The sequence below is a fragment of the Sorangium sp. So ce145 genome, assembly GCF_051525985.1.
Lineage (GTDB): Bacteria > Myxococcota_A > Polyangia > Polyangiales > Polyangiaceae > Sorangium > Sorangium cellulosum_B.
Map to the genome: position 1 here is coordinate 9,587,304 of NZ_CP150315.1, position 19,492 is coordinate 9,606,795.

8 protein-coding genes are annotated in these 19,492 nt (G+C 70.7%); 4 read left to right on the plus strand and 4 right to left on the minus strand.

Features of this window, described 5'->3' with window-relative positions; translation table 11 throughout:
• Positions 1-166: 166 nt before the first annotated feature.
• Both WMF34_RS35505 and WMF34_RS35510 read right to left on the minus strand, forming a co-directional pair.
• Positions 167-607: a DUF4265 domain-containing protein gene (locus tag WMF34_RS35505; RefSeq protein WP_080599100.1), complete on the minus strand. Its 441-nt coding sequence runs from the start codon at positions 605-607 to the stop codon at positions 167-169.
• Positions 607-10,818, minus strand: a complete 10,212-nt coding sequence (locus WMF34_RS35510; RefSeq protein WP_437990607.1) for a SpvB/TcaC N-terminal domain-containing protein — start codon at positions 10,816-10,818, stop codon at positions 607-609. The genes WMF34_RS35505 and WMF34_RS35510 overlap by 1 nt, the downstream gene beginning before the upstream one ends.
• A 336-nt stretch (positions 10,819-11,154) precedes the next feature.
• Here WMF34_RS35510 and WMF34_RS35515 point away from each other — a divergent pair, with 336 nt between their 5' ends.
• Entirely contained in the window at positions 11,155-11,967 is an 813-nt protein-coding gene (locus tag WMF34_RS35515; protein ID WP_437990608.1) for a hypothetical protein, read from the plus strand.
• Positions 11,968-12,488: 521 nt separating this feature from the next.
• Positions 12,489-14,183, plus strand: a complete 1,695-nt coding sequence (locus tag WMF34_RS35520) for an adenylate/guanylate cyclase domain-containing protein (RefSeq protein WP_437990609.1) — start codon at positions 12,489-12,491, stop codon at positions 14,181-14,183.
• Positions 14,184-14,647: 464 nt separating this feature from the next.
• Here WMF34_RS35520 and WMF34_RS35525 read toward each other — a convergent pair whose 3' ends face one another.
• Both WMF34_RS35525 and WMF34_RS35530 read right to left on the minus strand, forming a co-directional pair.
• Entirely contained in the window at positions 14,648-15,631 is a 984-nt protein-coding gene (locus tag WMF34_RS35525; protein WP_437990610.1) for a phosphotransferase enzyme family protein, read from the minus strand.
• Between the two features lie 12 nt (positions 15,632-15,643).
• Positions 15,644-16,957, minus strand: a complete 1,314-nt coding sequence (locus tag WMF34_RS35530) for an MFS transporter (RefSeq protein ID WP_437990611.1) — start codon at positions 16,955-16,957, stop codon at positions 15,644-15,646.
• Positions 16,958-16,990: 33 nt separating this feature from the next.
• On the opposite strand from WMF34_RS35530, the gene WMF34_RS35535 reads away from it, so the two are divergent.
• Both WMF34_RS35535 and WMF34_RS35540 read left to right on the plus strand, forming a co-directional pair.
• Positions 16,991-17,794: a glycosyltransferase family 2 protein gene (locus WMF34_RS35535; RefSeq protein ID WP_157907945.1), complete on the plus strand. Its 804-nt coding sequence runs from the start codon at positions 16,991-16,993 to the stop codon at positions 17,792-17,794.
• Between the two features lies 1 nt (position 17,795).
• Positions 17,796-19,256, plus strand: coding sequence for a C45 family autoproteolytic acyltransferase/hydolase (locus tag WMF34_RS35540; protein WP_437990612.1), 1,461 nt, complete (start codon positions 17,796-17,798; stop codon positions 19,254-19,256).
• The last annotated feature ends 236 nt before the right edge of the window (positions 19,257-19,492 follow it).

Sequence of the window (19,492 nt, forward strand, 5' to 3'; positions counted from 1 at the left end):
ACTCGGCAACGGTCACGGGTGGCATCATGCCGCATCAACCATCAGTCGGGCGATGGATTCCCGGCTCCGTGACGAACGAGGGGATCCCTCAGACCGCCGACCGCACAAGACCCCACGGGCAATAGTGTCCTGTTCTGGATTAGCGCGCACAAACCGCAACCTCATCCTATTGCCTCAAAATCGGCTCCTCATAGTCGATGTTTCCATCATTCGCCTCAGCCTGCAAATAGGATTGCACTAGCGATATATCAACAGTATTAGGGACGCTTACAGCAAGCAAACCGTGCCCCTCCAAGTACTCAGTGAAGCATCCGATCATTGTAAGATGCGCGCTCAACCGATCGACACAGGATCGCTCGAAAAACACGATCCGCACAAGGGAGTTCCCGGAGCCACACAGCAACCTTTCAAACCAAAGGTCTCCCTCGTCTTCGCGCACGAGCACCGTGTCTCCAAGCGTCGCGTCGCGTGCGAAGAAAGGCACGTTATCTAATATGTACTCTCCAGCACCCGTCCCCGGCTGAGCCCAGAGAGACTCCACGGCGATGGGCGGGTATCCATCTTCATCTTGAATCAGACGAAAATGTACCTTTTCAAGTCGGCTCATCAGCGAGGTCCTTTGCGGAGATTGCAATCACGACAGAGCACCTGCCCATTGTTAGGGGAACCGTTTCCGTTCTTAATCTTCGGGATGATGTGATCGACATGCGTTTCGTTCTTTGGAGGTGTCACCCCCGTCCGGCTCTGCTGAGCCGGGACGGTAGGTTGACCGCAGCTAGTGCATGTAGTCTGACCGGCATTTGCCGCAGCGTTCGCGGACTTGACTGCAGCTTTTCCAGCTCGTGTGAAATTTCTCCCTGCGCGTTCACCTCCTGCTCCACCTTTTGCAGATCCTGTGGGTGACTCCGGCTGCTTCGCTGTCGCCGGCATCGGCTTTGCGGGCGGTGCCGCCTGCGCCGGCTTCGCTGGCTGCGCCGCCGCGGCTGCCTTCGCCGGCTGTGCTGGCGGTGCTGGCCGCGGTGGCTGCGCCGGCGGCGGTGGGGGCGACGAGGGCGCCCGCTGCTGGGCAGCAGGCGGAGGCACCGGCGCAGGCGCTGAGCTCGTGGGTACCTTACCCTGCGCCTGCTGCTCCGCGATGCGCTGTGCCTGTATTATCTGGTTATAACGAGCGGCCTCAGGTCCGTACCAGCCATTCGGGCTCCGCTCGCCATTGCTACCAGGCGGGAAGTTCCGGTGCCCCCCTTGCGCCTGCCGCCCATCCGGGTCGACCAGGTTCACCGGGTTGTTCAGCGTGTAGCTGTAAAGCCCGAGGTTCCCCGGGTTGAACACCCCTCCGCTCGTCCCTCCGTCCATGTACTCGTCCAGGATCGGATCCGGGCTCAGCCACACACTGCTCCTCGGGTCGTAGTACCGCGCCCCGAAGTAGTACAGCCCCGTCGCCTGGTCGAGCTCCTTCCCCGTGAACACGTACGCTCGCCTCAGCTCGTACCGCGAGTCCGACGCGTCTATCCACAGCTCTCCGCTCGGGAAGTACTCGTCCCGCTGCGTCAGCGTCTGCTCGTTGTTGGACGCGAAGCTCGTGCTGCCCAGGTGGTCCGGGTGGTAATACAGCGTCGGCGGGTCACGGAACCAGTCCGGATCCATCTTGCTCGCTACCCGCGTCTGCCCCGCATAGATGTGCTTCGTGACAAACCGCCCGTCCCGCAGCGTCAGGTGCTGGTCGTGGTACGCCGTCTCCTCCTCACCGCTCACGTGGTGCAGGTGCACCCGCCGCTCCCCGTCGCCGTCGTACAACATCCGCGACAGCACCTGCCCGTTCTGCGTCACCCGCGTGACGCGGTTCTCCTCGTTCCAGTCCGTCGTCCGCGTGTCCGAGCCACGGTACGTCCAGCCGGTCTGGTTGCCGCTCGCGTCATACCGCATCTCCCGCGGCCACGGCATCGACTCCGCCACCAAGTGCTCCTCGATGCGCTTCGGCGCGTGCGGCTGCGGGCCCGGGTACTGGTACTCCGACCGGTACGTCTGCTCCCGGATCGCATGATCCTCGCGCCATCCGTCGCACCCAGCCGGAACCGGCGTGGGACACGCCTGCGGCACGTACCGGTAGCTCGCCTGGTCCTTCGTCAGGATGTTGCCAATCTCGTCGTACGCGAACGACAGCCGGTACCGGTACTGCCAGTCTCTCCGGTCCTGGTACGTCCCGCTCGCCGAGATCAGCTGGTACAGATCGTCGTACCCGTACTCCTGCGTCGTCGGCCCCACCAGCACCGACCCCGGCATGTCCTGTTCGTACGGCACCTCGTTCCGCACGCGCTCCAGGTTGCCTGCCGGGTCGTACGCATACCGCATCCGCTGGAACGCCCGCGCCGGCCGGCCGCGCTCCGCGAGGTACCGATCGCGGTGGTCCGCGTTGATCTCCTGAAGCCGCCGCGACTTCTCGTAATACCGATACGACGTCGCGATCCCGTTGCCGTGCACCACCCTCACCCGCTGCTCGAACTCGTCGTACCCGATGTGCTGCAGGTACTGCGTCACCGCCGGCTCGTCCGGATGCTGCGGGTTCGTCTGCGTGTTCGTTCCCACCGCCGACCGGACAAGGCCCCCTCGGTCGTAGCCGTACGTCACCACCTCCGCCCCGGAGCCAGGGAACTTCAGCGACAGCAGCCGCCCGAACCCGTCAAAGTCGTACTCCATCGTCGCCTGGTACGGCCCCCGGTGCGGCTCCCTCAGCCGGGGGAACTCCGTCGTCAGCTTCGCCACGTTCCCCAGCCGGTCATACCAGAACGTCCTCGTCCCCGCCTCGCTCTGCTCCTCCACCAGCCGCCCCGCCCGGTTGCCGTGATCATCGCCTGCCTCGCCCGGCGCGCCGTACACATACGTCACGTCCGTCGAGTCCGGGTAGTTCACCCGCCTGAGCCGGTTGTAGTCATACTCGTACCGGATCAGCTTGTCCGCGCCTTCCGCCAAGAGCTTCGCCGTCTGCCGCGCACCGACGTTGCCCGACCGATCGTAGCGCCACTCCGTCCGCCCCATGTCCGGGCTGGTCAGCGTCACCATCCGCCCCAGCGTGTCGTACGCCACCGCCGTCACGTTCCCGCGCGCGTCCGTCACCCGCACCAGCTCGTCGACCGCGCTGTACCCGTACCGCGTCATCAGCGTCGTCCACGCCTCCGACCCGCGCAGCCGATTGCGCTCCTCGACCGCCACGATCGCGTTGTCCACGTCCTGGTACGCCTTGCGCACCTTCCCCTTCGGGTCGACCTCCGTCGCCACGAACATCGCCACGCCGTCGAGCTCGTCGATATCGTAGCTCGTCGTCGTCACCGCCTCGCCGCCCTCGGCCTCGTCGTCCGGCTCCCTCCGCTCGACGATGCGCGAGAGCACGTCGTACTCGAACGTCGTCGGGTGCTTCAGCGCCACGTCCACGAACGCCGTCGCCTCCCCCGTCGCGAACACCGGCTGCCCCTGCTGCCAGACGCGCCCCCGCTCGTCCAGCACCACCCGGCCGCTCACGCTCATGCCCACGGTAGGCGCGGCCCCCGTCCCTGGGTCCTTCTCCAGGTCCTTCTTCGTCTGGATCACCCGGTCCAGCCCGTCGATGAACGTCACCGTGTCGATCGGATCCCCCGGGTGCTGCACGTCCTTGTGCCGCGTCCGCGCCCACGCCGGCATCGCGACGCTCTCCCCGGGCTGGAGCGCATACTCGAACGCGATCGTCGCCTCCGCCGCCGCCAGCGGGTCGTCCGGACCGAACACGGCCCGCAGCCGCCCGAACGCATCGAAGTCGTAGTGGACCTCATGGCCGTTGACGTCCCGCACCGCGCTCACCGCGCCGTAGCGGTAGTCCGACCACGTCTCCGAGAGGTATCCGAACGAGTCCTCCACCCGGGAGAGGTACGTCTCCGCCACATCGTCGTACTCGTACGTCAGCGTGAAGCCCCGCGGCTCGATCGCCTGCTCCAGGTTGCCGTACGCGTCGTGCGAGAACTCCCATGTTGGATTCGTCGCTGCGTCGCCCGTGTACGGCGCGCCCGTCGCCGGATCCTTGCCCCCGATCACCGTGCTCGTGATCCACTTCAACGCCCCGGTCACCTCGTCGTACCCGGCGGTGCGCTCCCGCAGCAGCCTCCCCGCGCTGTCGCGCGCCTCCACGCTGTCCGCTCGCACCACGTGCGGCCCGTCGTACGTCACATAGTGGATCGTGGTCGTGACGTCGTCCTCCAGCGTGCCTGGCTCGCCGTGCTCGATCACCTCGATGAGGTTGCCGCGGTCGTCCCAGTCCCGCTCCTCGCTCGTCTCTTTGCCAGGCGCGCTCGGGTCCGTCGTCTTGCCCTCGTACCACGACATCGTCCGCTGCTCTTCCCCGGGGAAGAACGAGCCCGTCAGCGTCGCCTGCGCCCCGGGCGCCCGGTACACCACCTCTTGCCGGCTGAACAGCCGCCCCTCGGCGTCCTGCTCGATCACCTCGGCCACGAGCCCGCGCCGGTAATAGTCCTGGTTGTGGTACCGCGTCACGATCTGCGAGCCGTCCTCGCGCGTCGCCGTCACCTGCGCAAAGCCGTAGTCCTCCCGCTCCGCCCGGTCGTAAAACCCGCTCTGGTGGTAATCGAACGTGTGCACGTACGCGGGCGTGCCCATGCCGTCGTCCACCTCCACCCGCGACAGCACCCATTTGCCGCCGGGCATGTCCACGCTCAGCTCGTCCGGGCTGCTCGCATACGCCACCTTGTTCCCCTCACGCGCATAGTCCAGCCGGATGCTGCCGCCAAACGGACGCACCACGCGCGACAGCCGGTTGGTCTTGCCCGTCAGATTCAGCCGCGCACGAAGCGCCGGGTCGCTCTCGCGCAGCATCCCCTCGCTCAGCTTCAGCACGTGATCCGCCGTCCCGTCCCCGTCCACGTCCTCCCATGCGAGCTCGCTCCGTCCGTCGCTCAACCCGAGCTGCGCCGCGATCTCGAGCACGATGCACACGTACGGCGTCGGGATCTTGATCGGCACGCCATACCCCGCGTTGAACGCCGTCGTCTCCGAGAACGACAGCGCGTCGTTGCTGCCGTTGATCTCCTTCGTGAACTTCTTCTCCAGCACGACGCCCCACGGCAGCGCGCCGCTCACCGCCGGCGCGCTCCACCTCTCCTCGGGCCCGAAGCGGTCGCCGAGGTTCAGTCGGACGCGGTAGTAGCCCTGTCCAGGTTGCTTGATCACCCGGTCGGGCAGCCTGTCGCCGTTCAGGTCCACGAAGTCGACGAGCGTCCGGCTCACCGTGTGCGCGATGCCGCCGCCGATCCCCGCATAACCCACCTGCAGGCTGTTCGTCGTGTTGTCCTGCACCCGCACCGACGAGAGCTTCTCCGGAGACCAGACCCGGCTCAGCGCGGTCAGCGGATCCCCGTCGACCTCCGGCAGCGGCTCGAACGGATCGCCGCTCGGATCGAGCGACGCCCAGGGGCGCTCGTCGCCGAAGCGGTAGCCGAGGTTCAGCTGCACATGGAGCACGCCGCCCGCGCTCCTCACCTTGTCCGGGAGCCCGTCGCCGTTCACGTCGAGCAGGTCGCGCGTCGTCTGCGACGTGCCCCAGCTCTTGCCGAGAGAGGGCAGCACGCTGAGCACCTCCTTGGTCTCGGCGCTCGCCTCGATCTTCTCCGCAATCGCGGACGCCGCGGATCCGAAGCCGAACCCGAACCGCGCGCTCATGGTCTCGATGACCCGGATGTCCCCCGGCCCCTCGAGGGTCAGTGCGCCATACTGCCCCGGCTGCTGCCCGTCGCACCGGCCGCCGCCGCCGCACGTCTGGATGCGCACGCCGCCCTGCGTGACGGCATCGGGCCGTCCATCGCCGTTGACGTCGACGAGCTCCAGCTTCGACTCGGTTGTCCCGGTCGTCACCTGGAACGACCCGATGAGCGCGAGCTCCGCCGAGCCCGAGCCGTTGTGGCTCTTCCTCAGCCCGGGGACGTTGGCCACGTCCTCCGGCCGGACGCCGCCGACGCGCGACGGCTTGAGCTCCCCGGCCCGGATGTACATGTCCGCGCCCGAGCCCCGGAACACCGGGCCGCTGACGCTGCCCACGAGAGGAAACCCGGCGTCGCCCGGCGACCAGCTCGCGTGGTATCCCTCCCAGTGAGGCTCGACGCGCGTGAAGTAAGGCGGCCTGTTCTCCTCCGGCCTCCGGCGGAGCTGGTTCTCGTCGAACGGGTACTCCGTCGTCCACTCGCCATAGCTGAAGCCGCGGAACCCGCCCACCATGCGGGCGTCCACCTGTTCCAGCTGCGACAGCGGAAGCGCCGTCCCGCCGATCGTGCTGTCGCTCAGCTGCACGGGCGCCACGATCGACTCCTCGGGCACCGAGATCGGCCCGCCGTCGCCGGGCGACGCTTCGAGCCCGCAAACCCTCTTTCCGGACGGAGCACCGGACCTGGGCGCGCACTCGCCCACAGCGCGGCAGCTCCCAGGATCCGCGTCGTGGCCGCACACCTCGGTGTAACGGGCGAACCCCTGGTACTGCACGCGCGACGGGTCGACCACGTTCTCGCCGAGCTCGGCGTACAGGAACAGGAGATCGCCCTGGAGCACGGCCACCGGCCACGCGATCTCGGTGCCGAGCTGCGCGCCCGACACCCTGGTCCGATGGAGCTCGACGCTCTGCCCCGAGTCGACGTCCCGGCGCACGAGCCGCACGTCGAACGCATCGAGCGCGTCGGTCCGGACGAAGCTCGCCTGCACCGTGACCTGCCCGTCCGCCCCCGCGGCCCAGCCAGGCACGCTCCGGTCGAGCACGGAGAAATCGTCCGCGAAGGTATAGGTGTACAGCGGGCGCCCGAGCGCGTCGGGGCGCATCATTTCTCGCGGAACCATCCGCCGGCAGGTGTCCAGCAGGCAGAGCTCCGTATAGCGGATGCGCGGGTTCCAGCGCGTGACGTCGCCCTCGATGTCCTCCTTCGGGTCCACGCGGAAATAGAGCGCATCCGTCGGACGGACGCGGACGCGGACGCCGCTCCCGCACCCCCCATCGCCCTCGGGGACACACGCAGCATCGCTCGGCCCGATGTCCCTCTGCCAGAGCAGCTGTTGCTCGCGGTGAAACTTGTCATTCGGCAGCGGCGCCAACGTCGTCTTCGTGATCGACGCCGTCACCCCGTCTCCCGCGCCGCCCCCGGCCAGCGACACGCCCCCGTCGATGATGATGATCCCGTCGATCGGCGGCACCCATTTCACGAGCGCGCTGGTCCGGTAGAACGCGTTGCGGAGCGCCTCGACCTGCTCGCCATCGCTGAAATCCTCGTCGATCGTGAACCCGGCGCCGCGGGCGCCCGGCCCGAGCCGCGCGTTGTTCGGGTTCAGCGTCGCCCCGCTCCCGTCGAGCAGCTCCGGGAAGCCGTCCCCGTTGATGTCGAGCAGCAGGCTCTGCGCGGTCGCGGTGCTCCAGGCGCGGTTGCCACCGAGACCTCCGAGCTCCTGGAACAAGTGCATCGCCCCCTGCAGACCGACCGTGATCTGGTGCGTGCTGCCCGCGCTCTCCGGCGAGAACGCGTTTCCGCTCGACCGATCCGGGAGCGAGTTCAGCCAGACGCCGTTGCTGCCCACGAAATCCGGGAGCCCATCGCCGTTGATGTCCGTGAACGCGACGTCCTCGTCGTCCGCCCCGAACGAGACGGAGACCCCCACCCCGGCGTGCGGATCACACACCGTCGGCCCCACGCCGACGAACGCGCTGAGCCCCCCTTCGACCGAGCTCGTGGCCCCGAGGCCATCGCGCCCTTCCGCAGGACGGCCCCACTCGGTCGGCGCCGAGAACACCTGGAGCTCGCCGTCCTCTTGCTGGAGGCCGAAGTACTCGAAGCCGTGCTCGTAGAGCATCTCCTCACCGCCGTTTCCATGGACAGCGATGCTCTTCAGCAACGACTTGTGATGGTGCCGCGGGTCCGGCGTGTCGTACGCGAAATGATAGCTCCGGATGATCTCCTCGGCGCCGGGCGCCTGGCCCATGGTCACGTCGACGCGCGTGAGCCGCCGCGTCGTCCGCACCTCGAAGCCGGCGCGCGCCGAGCTCACGACGTCTCTCCGCTGCGCTCCGTCGTCCACGGAGAAGACCACGTGATAGTGCGCTCCAGGGAAGCCGCTCTCGTGCTCCGTGTAGTCGATCCGCTGCGGATAGAGCTGCACCCAGTCCTCGCCCTCGGGCGCGTCCTTGAAGTACGAGATCCGCATCCGGTTGCCGAACGTGTCTTCCACCCGCTCCAGGTTCCAGCGGAAGATCCCGGCCTCGCCGGACCGGTCCGTAAGGCGCGCGTCCGCGCTCTCGCCGTAGGTATACCGGGTGCCGTCCTTGTCGGTGACCACCCAGTGAAAGCTCCCGGGATCGGCCCCGAGGCGCTCGATGCGATCGAACGCGCCCTCGACGCGCCGCTCGTACCTGCCCGGCTGATCGGGGATGGCCCGCAGCATCTGGCCGTCGAGCGAGTAGAGCTCGTCGCCCGTGTACCGGGGCACGCCGAACCGCGTGTCGATCTCGATCGCCGAGACGCGCAGATCCCACCCCACGCCGAGCCAGCCATTGTCCAGCTCGCTCTCGTACGTGACCGCCAGATCCGGCGCGATGCCGCGCCGGCCCGGCGGCACCTCGATCGGGAACGACAGCTGCGCCGTGCCCTGACCGTTCGCCTCCGGCGGCTCGATGAACGACACGCCCGCGGACGGGCTCGCGAGCTGGATCCCCTTCATCGCGTTGGGATCGAACGACTGCGCCCCCGGCTGATCCGGCATGGAGATCGCCGCGTTGACGAAATCGGTGAAGTGATCCGTCAAGCTCGTGAGCTCCCGGGCCCCGCCCTCCTCGACGCGCCCGAGCTTCGTCCATCGCTGGACCGTCTCGTCGAAGTAGAAACCGAAGATCTCCCTGGCCCTGGCGCCGCTCGGGATCGCCGTGGCGTCGACAGGCAACGTCAGCTTCACCGGCTTCTTGAACTTGAGCCCGTGCGGGCCGAAGCGGAACGCGCGCCCCTCGGGCGTCACATTGCGCATCGCGCGCCCCATCGGCTGCACCTGGACGGGCATCAGCGGGCGGATCGTGATGCGCGTCGTCTCTTCCAGCGCATCGGGCGGGAGTTCGAGCGTGGCGCCCGCGAACGAGAGCACCGCGCCCTTGTCCGGGCTCACCACCGCGCCATAGGGCGCGCCGTGGTCCACGACGAGCCCGCTCGGCGCGGCGCCCGCGGCGCACGGACCGAGCTCTAGCTCGCGATCGAGGCGCGTGCCGTCCTCGAGCCGCGCCTCGAGGCGCGCCGTCCACGTCCGGTGACTCGCCCCCTCGGGCTCCGGGAGCGTGAGCTCGAAGCTGCCGTCGTCGCCCAGCGCAACCGGCTCCGGGCCGGCGAACAGGCGTGCTCGCGACGCGTCTTCGCCGGCCAGATCGAGGAACCCGCGCACATGGGCCCTTCCCTCGGCGCACTCACCGTGCAGCGGCGTGCTCAGCGCGATCCTCCGCGCGCGGGACGGGACGGGGCTCGCCACCACGGCGACGTCCGACACCTCGGCGCGGCTCCCCTTCGCAGGCGTGATCTGCACGGAGGCCGCCCCCGGCCATGTCGCTGACTCCGGGAGATCGAACCGGTGCCAGCCCGGCGGCAGGTCCTTCAGGTCGAAGCGAAGCCCCTCCGCTCCTTCGCTGGGCGCAATCCGGAGCTCCCCGGCGCCCGCGCTGGTCAGCTGGAAGAGGAGCGCGTACGGCGCCACAGCCGCGCCGAAATCGAGGCTCAGCGCGTCCGTGCGAGGCGCGCGCTCGCCGCCGGCCGGCCGGGCGCGCGCCTCGGCAGCGGAACGCGCCTCGATCACACCGGCGTGCGGGATCCCGACCACCCGGAGCGCGCTCACGATGAATCCGTGCTCCTGCTCCGCGGAGGGCCGGAACCGCACCACGTTGTCGCCGCGCCTCAGCCACGCGGGCGCGATCTCCTCGACTTGCAGGCCTCCGGTCGCGGGCGCTGCCGCCGGGGAGCCGCCGCGCGGGGCCGTGCCGTTGATCTGCCGGCTCACGCTCGACCAGTGGCCGCGGCCCTCCAGCTGGTAGACGAGGAACGCGCGCGCGAGCGCCCGTGGATCGGTGTCCACGTGGAGCGACAGCGATTGCTCGCCGCCCGTGCGCGTCACGGTGGCCCGCTCGGAGGTCGCGGCGAACTGGTAAGCCCCGGCGAGCCGCCCGGCGAGCACGCGATCGGCGAGCTCCACCTCCGAGAGGCCGCGCGTGGGCGCGCCGGCGGTCCAGAACAGGATCTCTTGCGGCCCGCGCTCGCCCGAAGGAAGCCACTCGATGACGACGTGCTGGGCCGTGACCGCCATGGGAAGACGCGTCCAGCGCTCGCCCGTGTCGTGGAGCGGCACGTCGACGAGGCCGGAGACGGCCTGAAACCCCGCGCCGTCCTCCGCGCCGACCGTGAGCGCGCCCTCGCTGCGCCCGTAAAGCGAGAGCGCCTCGAGCGAGGTGGGCTGCGGAAACGAGACCCGGATCCGCACCTTCTCCCCGGTCTCGCTGCGAAGCCCCGTATCGCGGCGGCCGTCGAACAGCACCCACGGGTCCGCAACCGGGCCGGGGCCATCGGCGCGAACGTCCGCTGGCAAGGCCACCATCGGGACGACGGCGAGACCGCCGTGGCCGCCTGCGGGTTCTGCCGCGCTCGCGAGCACGGCGGCGTCCCCGGCGAGCGCCGCCGCGGGCTCGGCGCCGCCGCGAGCGCCGGTGAGCCGCGCTCGGAAGGGATCGCCTATCCGGCGCAACGTCGACGCTTGAGCCCACGCGCCGAGGGGCGCGCTCACCACCATGAGCAAGAGAACGCAACCCGCGCACCGCGGCCATACCCGTCTCATCCACCCGGACGTCATCGCTTGCCTCCGCGGGCGCGAAGGGAGCAAACGACATCGTAAATAGCAATTACAAGCGATAACAAGCGGGGCGGTCTCGCCGCGAAAGGCGCCAGATTCGACCGGTTCCCAGCACGATTTCAGCGCACCCGAAGGTGCTGCGCGTCCGAGCCATCGAATTCGGACTACCGGATGCGGAGAAGTTCATTATCCTGTGACGCTCCAGCAACACTCCTTGGCTCGCCCTCTCGGCCGCCCGTGCGGCCGTGGGGGTGGCCGATCACGCCATTCACGGAGGTGACCTTGCGCAATCTCACGATCGGGGACCTGAAGCTCGCGCTGCGCGATCTCTTGACCGACAAGGCCGATGAGCTGCGCCTGTCGGCGACAGGCAAGCTGTATGAGCCGAGGCTCAGGGCGAAGCAGAAGGAGATCGACGCGATCCCCGACGCCGCGGGCACGCAGGCGCCGCTCGCCAGGGAGCTCGCCGAGGCGGACGCCCGGCACGACGGCCTCGGGGCGGCCGTCTTCTTCCTGTGCAAGGCCGTCGAGGCGCACCCCGCCTTGCCGGCGGCGCTCAAGGAAGCGGCGGCGACAGCGCAGCAGGCGTTCGTTCCGAAGCTCGACGTGCTCCGCGCCCCGTACGCGGACGAGGCGTCGGCGGCGCTCGACAACCGGCCCGAGCTGACCCGGCTCAAGGCGGAGCTGAAGGCCGCCGCGACCCCCGGCGGAGGGACGCTGCACGACTGGGTGAAGGCGTTCGTTGCCGCCGGCGACGACATCGACGGCCTGCTCCGCAGGCGCGCCACGCTCCTCGCGACGGGCGAGAACGCCGCGGCCACCGGCCCGCTCCGCGGCGCCGCGGTCGGGCTGCTCGGGCGGTTCCGGGAGGCGCTCCGGGACGAGATCCAGGAAGAGGGCAGCAAGCTGCCGGCCGACCACGAGGCGCGGCTGTTCGCCTACGTCGACAAGCTCAACGCCGATCGCGAGCGGGCCCTGCGCGGGCGCGCATCGCCCGAGCAGGCCCCGCCCACGCCCTCCAGCCCGCCGACGGTGCCCAGCGAGGTGGCGCCGGCCGCGCCGGTGGTGAGCGCCGATCCCGAGCTGTAGCCGGACCGCTCGCGGCGACATGCCGGGGGCCTGCTCGCCGAGGCACCCGCCCATGTCCGACATGCCGGGGGCCTGCTCGCCGAGGCACCCGCCCATGTCCGACATGCCCGGCGGCCTGCTCGCCGAGGCACCCGCCCATGTCCGACATCCCCGGCGGCCTGCTCGCCGAGGCACCCGCCCATGTCCGACATGCCCGGCGGCCTGCTCGCCGAGGCACCCGCCCATGTCCGACATCCTCGGGCGCATCAGCCCAGCAGGCGCTTCCCCATGTTCGACATACCGCCAGGAGGCCCAGCAGCGCCCGCGCCGCCTCGCTCACCCCCCGCCAACAGCCGCGCGCGCAGCGCGTTCACAGATGTGCTGACGCGCACCGCTACGCTCATCACCAATGCCCGCTACATCTTGGCCGTCCACACCGAGGCCCTTCTGGTCTCCTTCAAGGAGCGCTCGAGCTTCGACGTCAGGTCGACATGTCGACGCGCTGTCCACCGGAAGCCGACTTTGCTTTGATGAAGGCCTTCATGTTCCGCCTCAGCACCGTGCGCGCCAAGCTCACCGTCCTCGTCGCGCTCTCTTCGCTCGCGACCCTCGCGGCCCTCCCCGTGCTCTCCTGGGTGATGCACCGGCAGCTCCTCGCGCAGATCAGCGAGCGCGTCCCGCAGGCGATCCGCAACTTCCGGCTGGAGCTCAGGCAGCAGCAGCGCGCCATCTCGGCGACCTCACGTCAGGCGTCTCGTGCGCGCGAGCTGGTCGAGGGGCTCCGGCTGCGGAACGAGTCGGACGTGGGGACGGCGCTCGAGGCCGTCATCGCCGCCCACCCCAACGTCGCCATCGTCGCCTTCGATGAGCTCGGCAATCGGGTCGCGGCGAGGGGGCTCGATGCGCCGCCCCCGAGCACGGACGAGGTCCCCGGGCTGACCGAGGGCCTCTCGGGCCTCGCGGAGATGGACGACCTGCGGGACGTGCTCGTCCATGGGTGTGATGGACAGCAAGGCTCGCCGCCCGCGTACATGATCGCCCAGCATGCGAGGAGCGACGCCGGATCGCTGCTCGCCTGCATCCCCATCGATCACACCTACTTCGACGAAGCGGCGACGAGGCTCGGCGTGGAGATCGCGCTCGTCGATCCGGCGGGCAAGAGGATCACGGGCACGGCGCGCTTCCCGACCGAGCTGCTCCAGGGCGCCGTCATCGGCGACGAGACCCACCCCACGATCGTCGAGCACGCGAGCTCGCTGTGGGCCCTCTCCCGCTTCGCGCCCCGATCATTGCGGGGCAAGGCCGGCGATTTTTCGATCGTCATGGCGCTCGACGTGAGCGACGTCCGGAACATCGTGCGCCAGAACCTGATGTTCGCGGCCGGCGTGCTCACCCTCGCGGCGCTCTTCTCGCTGGTCCTCGGCGCGCGCCTCGCAAGCACGATGTCGCGCGCGCTCTCCCGCGTGAACGTCGCCCTCAAGCACCTCGAACAACAGCAGTACGTCCATGTGGAGGCGGTGAAGACCGGCGACGAGCTGGAGGATCTCGCGACCGGCTTCAACTCGATGGTGGACGGCCTCAAGGAGCGCGACAAGCTCCGCAGCACCTTCGGCAAGTACATGACCGAATCCGTGCTCGAGCACCTGCTCGCCGGCAAGGTGCAGCTCGGCGGCGAGACGCTCACCGTCTCGATCCTCTTCTGCGATATCCGGAGCTTCACGACCATCAGCGAGAGGATGAACGCCCACGAGCTCGTGGGGCTCCTCAACGAGTATTTCACCGAGATGGTGGCCATCATCCTCGACGAGGGCGGGGTCGTCGACAAGTACATCGGCGACGCGATCATGGCCGTGTTCGGCGCGCCCGTCCCCAGGCCGAACGACGCCGTGCGCGCCGTGCGCGCGGCCATCCGCATGCGCGCCGCGCTCGACCGCTTCAACGAGCGACTCGCCAGACGGGGAATCCCGGCGCTGAAGACCGGCGTCGGGATCCACACCGGCGAGGTCGTCGCGGGCAACATCGGCAGTGAAGCGCGGATGGAGTACACCGTCATCGGCGACGCCGTGAACCTCGCCTCGCGCCTGGAGAGCGCGACCAAGGAGCTCGGCGTGAGCGTGCTCCTCAGCGAGGACACGCACCTCCTCGTGAAGGACGCCTTCAACACACGTCCCATCAGCGAGATCACGGTCAAAGGCCGCGTGCAGCCGGTGATGACCTACGCGGTGGCGGATCTCTGACGAGCGCAAAGGGGCGATAGCGCATCAAGGCGCTCGGCGCGGCGGGGGTGCGCGTGACCGCGGGCTAGCACCCAACGCCTCCGATCCCTTCGGAGCGTTCAGCGACGACTTTCTCCTCAATGCATGTTGGGCGGAAAGGAAGAAGGAAAGATTCGCAGGGAGGCGGGGAGGCGGGGAGGCGAGAAGGGTCCCCACCTCTCGCCTCTCCACCTTGGTCTGTATATATCTCTCTCCTCCCCGTCTCCCCGTCTCCCTGTGAACTCTCTCTTTCTCTGTCTCCCGCCCAACGAACCGCTGGTGCTGACCGCGCTTCGCGCGGTGCCTCGCCGACCATCCACGATGCACTCAGCCCGAGGCGGTCGCGTTCATCGAGCGCGAGTTCGGTCCGGCGGTGGCTCAGGCACATTCGGCCAGGCACGGCCCATCTCCCGACGTGCCCGCCCGCTCCCGCGCAGCCGCGCTCGTCACCCCCCCGCGAGCAGCCGCGCGATCTCCCCGCGCTGGCGCCGCGCCGAGCGCGCCAGGGAGAGCTGCCCCGCCGCCCGGTACAGGTTGTGCGCGACCCGCGTCGGGAAACGCGACGGGTCCCAGCCGAAGTACCGGTCCTCGAACGCATCCCGGCAGAACCTCGCCGCGAGCTCCAGCGCGATCCGCTCCGCCGCGTCCACGAGCGCCTCCCGCTCCTCCGCCCCGAACGGCCTCGCCTCGCGGTAGCCCGCCACCGCGGCGGCGAAGACCTCGAGATCGAAGCGCGTCTCGGTCGAGTCCTCCCCGACCGGGTTGCACCACGACCGCCACGCGTCGCCGAGCTCCACGTCGATCGACTGCAGCGCCAGCGTGTCGAGATCGAGCAGGCAGATCCCCTCCCCCGCCTCGGAGAAGCGCAGGTTCGAGATCTTGAGGTCGCCGTGGCAGTGCCGGACCGGCAGGTCGAGCCGCCCCCGCCACGTGCGAAACGCGTCGAGGATGGCGTCCGCCAGCCGCCGCCCCTCACCCCCGGTGGCCGCGCCGTCCAGCCGCTCCATGTGGAGCGCCGTGTCGTGCGCGCCCGCGCGGACGTGGCGGTACACGTGCTCGAGATCGTCCACCGCCCGGTGGAACCGGGCCGCGAGCTCCCCGGCGGCGCGCGCCAGCACAGGAGAGCCGACCCGGTGGTGCGTGCGGCCAGGGACGAAGTCCATCACCCGCCACACCGCGCCCTCCGCGTCGCGCGCGCACAGGGCGCCGTCGCCGGCGCGAAGCAACCGCGGCGTCGCGAGGCCGCGGGCCGCCAGGTGCGCCGTCACCGCCTCGATGTCGTCGTGGACCTCCGGGGCGAAGATGGGGCTCACCCGCTGGACCACGTACCGCGGAGGGTCGCCGGCCAGCCAGGTGCCGTTGATGAGGCCCTCGTCCTCGCAGCGGCGCACGGAGAGGCCGCTCAGGGGCGCCCACACGTCCGGGATCATCGGGGCGAGAAGCTAGCTGCGCTCGGTCTCGGAGGGCAAGGGAGGCGGCGCCGAGACCGCCGAGACCGCCGAGACCGCCGCGGCCCGCCGGCGCAGCATCCACTGCGCCCCGAGCCACGTGACGACGCCGGCGCCGAGGCCGAGCCAGGCCGAAGCCGCGGGCACGCCGGCGCGCTCCACCAGGAACGCCCCGCCGAGCAACGTCCCGCACAGGCCCGCCGTGAGGGCCAGGTTGTCGGCGGCCGAGAGCCGGCCGACGAAACCATCCAGCGAGAGCCGCTGGATCTCCGTGCTCGACAGCACCCAGTTCGCCCCGCTGCCCAGGCCCCACACGAGCACGACCGCGAGCAGCGCCGCAGGGTGGCGGGTCACCGCGAACACCGCGATCGCCCCGAACGTCACCCAGACGGCCCCGGTCGCCGCGAGCTCGCCCCGCAGGCCGCGGCGGACCAGCGCGACGCCGACCAGCGGGCCGACCCCGGTGCCCGCGCCGCGCACGCACTGGAGGATGCCCAGCGTGAGCGCGCCCGTGCCCGCGAAGGGGAGCTGCGTCGCGACGAGGTTGAGCAAGAGGAGCGCCCCGCCGTTCGCCATGTGGACCGGCGTCTTCGCGAGCACCGCGGCGAGCAGCGGCGGCCGCTCCCACGCGTGCCGCCACGCGTGGACCATGTCGCGGCGCACCGACGCGAGCGCCGACAGCATGCCGCCCTCCGCCGGCCGCCCCTCCGCCACCATCGGGGGGAGCCCCCGGAGGAACAGCGCCGCCAGGCCGAACGACGCCGCGTCCAGGGCGAGCGCAGCCGCAGGGCCGAGCCCCGCGATCAGGCCGCCGACCGCCATCCCGACCGCGAACATGACGCTCCACGTCGCCGACGCGATCGCGTTCGCCTCGAGCAGCTCGTCCTCCTCGACCACATGGCGCAGCACCGCGCTCTGCGCCGGCAAGCGCAGCGCGCCCACCGACGCGCGCACGAAGACGAGGAGCTGCACCCCGACCACGCTGCCGGCGACCGCGGCCCCCAGCATCCCGACCGTGAGCGCGCCCTGCACCACGCTCGTCGCGACGAGCAGCCACCGCCGATCCAGCCGGTCCGCGAGCACCCCCGCCACCGGCGCGAACAGCGCGATCGGGAGGTGATGCCCCACCATCACCAGCGCGAGCGCCACGACCCCGCCCCCCTCGCCCCCCAGCGCGAGCAGGCTCACAGCGACGAAGCTCATCCAGTCGCCGAGCAGCGAGACGACCTCGCTCATCCAGACGCGACGGAACGCAGGACGGCGGCGGAGCAGACCAGGACGGCGCTCCGGGCGCCTGCCGCTGTTCATCCAGGGCACACCATGGTAATCGCGCTCTGTCTCATGCGGATCTGCGCCATCATTCCCGCCTACCAGGCCGAGCGCAACGTGGGGGACGTCACACGGGAGGCGCTCCGGGTCCACGGCCTGGCCGGCGCCGTCATCGTGGTGGACGACGGGTCGAGCGACAGGACGGCCGAGCGGGCGCGCGCGGCCGGCGCCACGGTGCTGGGCCACCCGGAGAACCAGGGCAAGGGCGCCGCCCTCCGCACCGGGATGGAGTTCGCCCTCGCCTCAGGCTTCGACGTCGCGGTGACGATCGACGCGGACGGACAGCACCCGCCGGAGGAGGCGCGGCGCCTCATCGAGGCCGACGCCGACCCCGAGGCGCTGGTGCTCGGCATCCGGGATCTCGCGGGCGCGGGCGCGCCGCGCGCGAACCAGATCTCGAACCGGATCTCGAACTTCTTCCTCTCCCTCTTCGCCGGCCGCCCCTTCGCGGACACCCAGTGCGGCCTGCGCCGCTACCCGCTCCGGACGACGCTGTCACTCGGCGCCCGCGACGAGGGGTACGCCTTCGAGGCGGAGATCCTCCTGCGCGCGGTGGCCGCCGGCGTCCGCCTGGTCGAGGTGCCGATCCGGGTCATCTACCCGCCCGAGGGCGAGCGGCTCACCCACTTCGACAGCGTGCGCGATCCGGCGCGGATCATCCGCCGGGTGGTGGCGACGCTCGCGCTCACGCGCGGGCTCCGCCACGTGCCGGCCGAGCCGGTGCTGGCCCCCGACCCGGTCCGCCCGGCCGCGGCGAGCGCGCTCGCCACGGAGCTCGACCCCCACCCGCGGCAGCCGGCGACGGCGCCTCCCTGATTTGCGGCCGCCGCGCCTCGCACGCCACCGCCGCAAGCTCCTCGCGGCCGCCGCGCTCCTCGCCGCGCCGATCCTCGCGCACCTCGGCATCGCCGCCACGACGCGGATCGAGCCGCCCCCGATCCGCGCGGCCGCCGGCGAGCCCGAGGCGAGGCCGGGAGGGCTACGCGTGCTCGGCCCGGCCTACGTGCGCCGCCGCGGGCGGATCCTCGAGGCGCGCCTCTCCGGGTCGCCAGAGGAGATCGGGCACCAGCACGGGCGGCTCTTCTACCCGGAGATGGTCCAGAACGAGGGGACCCTCTACGAGCAGTTCCACCGCCACGTGCCGGTCGCCCCGCTCCGGTGGCTCATCATGGACCTGTCGCGCCTCGAGTTCCGCGACGTCGACGAGGGCATGACCGACGGCGTCCGGCGCGAGATCGCCGCGCAGGCCCGCGCCTTCTCGCCCGACCCGTTCGACGGCGTCCTCCCGACGTACCACCGCTTCGTCTTCCTCCAGTCGCTCTACGACATCGCGCTCTCGTTCGAGCACTCGCCGCTCATCGGCTGCACGAGCTTCGCGCTCACCGGGACGGCGTCGGCGGACGGGCACGCGGTGCTCGCCCGCAACTTCGACTTCGAGGCCGGGCCCGTCTTCGACGAGGGCAAGGCGGTGTTCCTCGTCCACGAGCAGGGGAAGATCCCGTACGCCTCGGTGTCCTGGCCCGGCCTGATCGGCGCGGTGACGGGGATGAACGCCGCGGGCCTCGCGCTCGTCGTCCACGGCGGGCGGGCCGGCGAGCCGCGGGCGGCAGGCGAGCCGGTCGTCCACACGATGCGCGAGGTGCTCGGCCGCGCGCGGGGCGTCGACGAGGCGCTCGCGATCCTCGAGGCGCGCGCGCCGATGGTCTCCCACCTCGTGATGCTGGTCGACGCGGGCGGCGAGGCGGCGATCGCCGAGCGGGCGCCCGGCGCGCCGCTGCACGCGCGCCGGGGCCGCGGCAAGGTCCCGCTCACCAACCACTTCGAGGGGCCGCTCGCGGGCGATCCGCGCAACCTCCGCGTCCAGGCCGAGACCTCGACCCGCCCGCGGCGCGAGCGCCTCGACGAGCGGCTCGCGGCGCTGCCCGAGGGCGCGACGATCGAGGCGGCGATCGACGTGCTGCGCGACCGGCGCGGGCGCGGCGGCGCGCCGCTGCCGCTCGGCGATCGGCGCGCGATCGACGCGCTCATCGCCACCCACGCGGTCGTCATGGACGCCACGGCGCGCGTCCTCTGGGTCAGCGAAGGCCCCCACCTCGCCGGCCGCTTCCTCCGCTTCGACCTCACCCGGCTGCTCGACCCCGCGTTCGACCCGGCGCTCGACACCGCCGAGCCCGACGCCCTGCCCGAGGATCCGCTGCTCACGAGCGGCGACTACGCCGCCTGGGAGCGCGCCGGCTCACCCCACGAAGGCGGGGAGCGCGGCAACGACAATCCTTAAAATAAACAGACGCAACCCAATAACCGCTCCGTCCCTCGCGCAAGCGCGGCGGCGCCGTCTCCATGCCGTGACGCCACGATCGCCAGCGTGGCGAGCGTGGCGAGCGAGCGCGACAGTCCCGCGCCCGGGACGCGCCTCATCCCACGGCGAGCACGAAAGCGCCGCGCCGCCACGCCTACGAAGGCCCTCCCCGCAGCGCAGCAGCGACATACCCGGCGCGAAATCGCAAGTTTTCG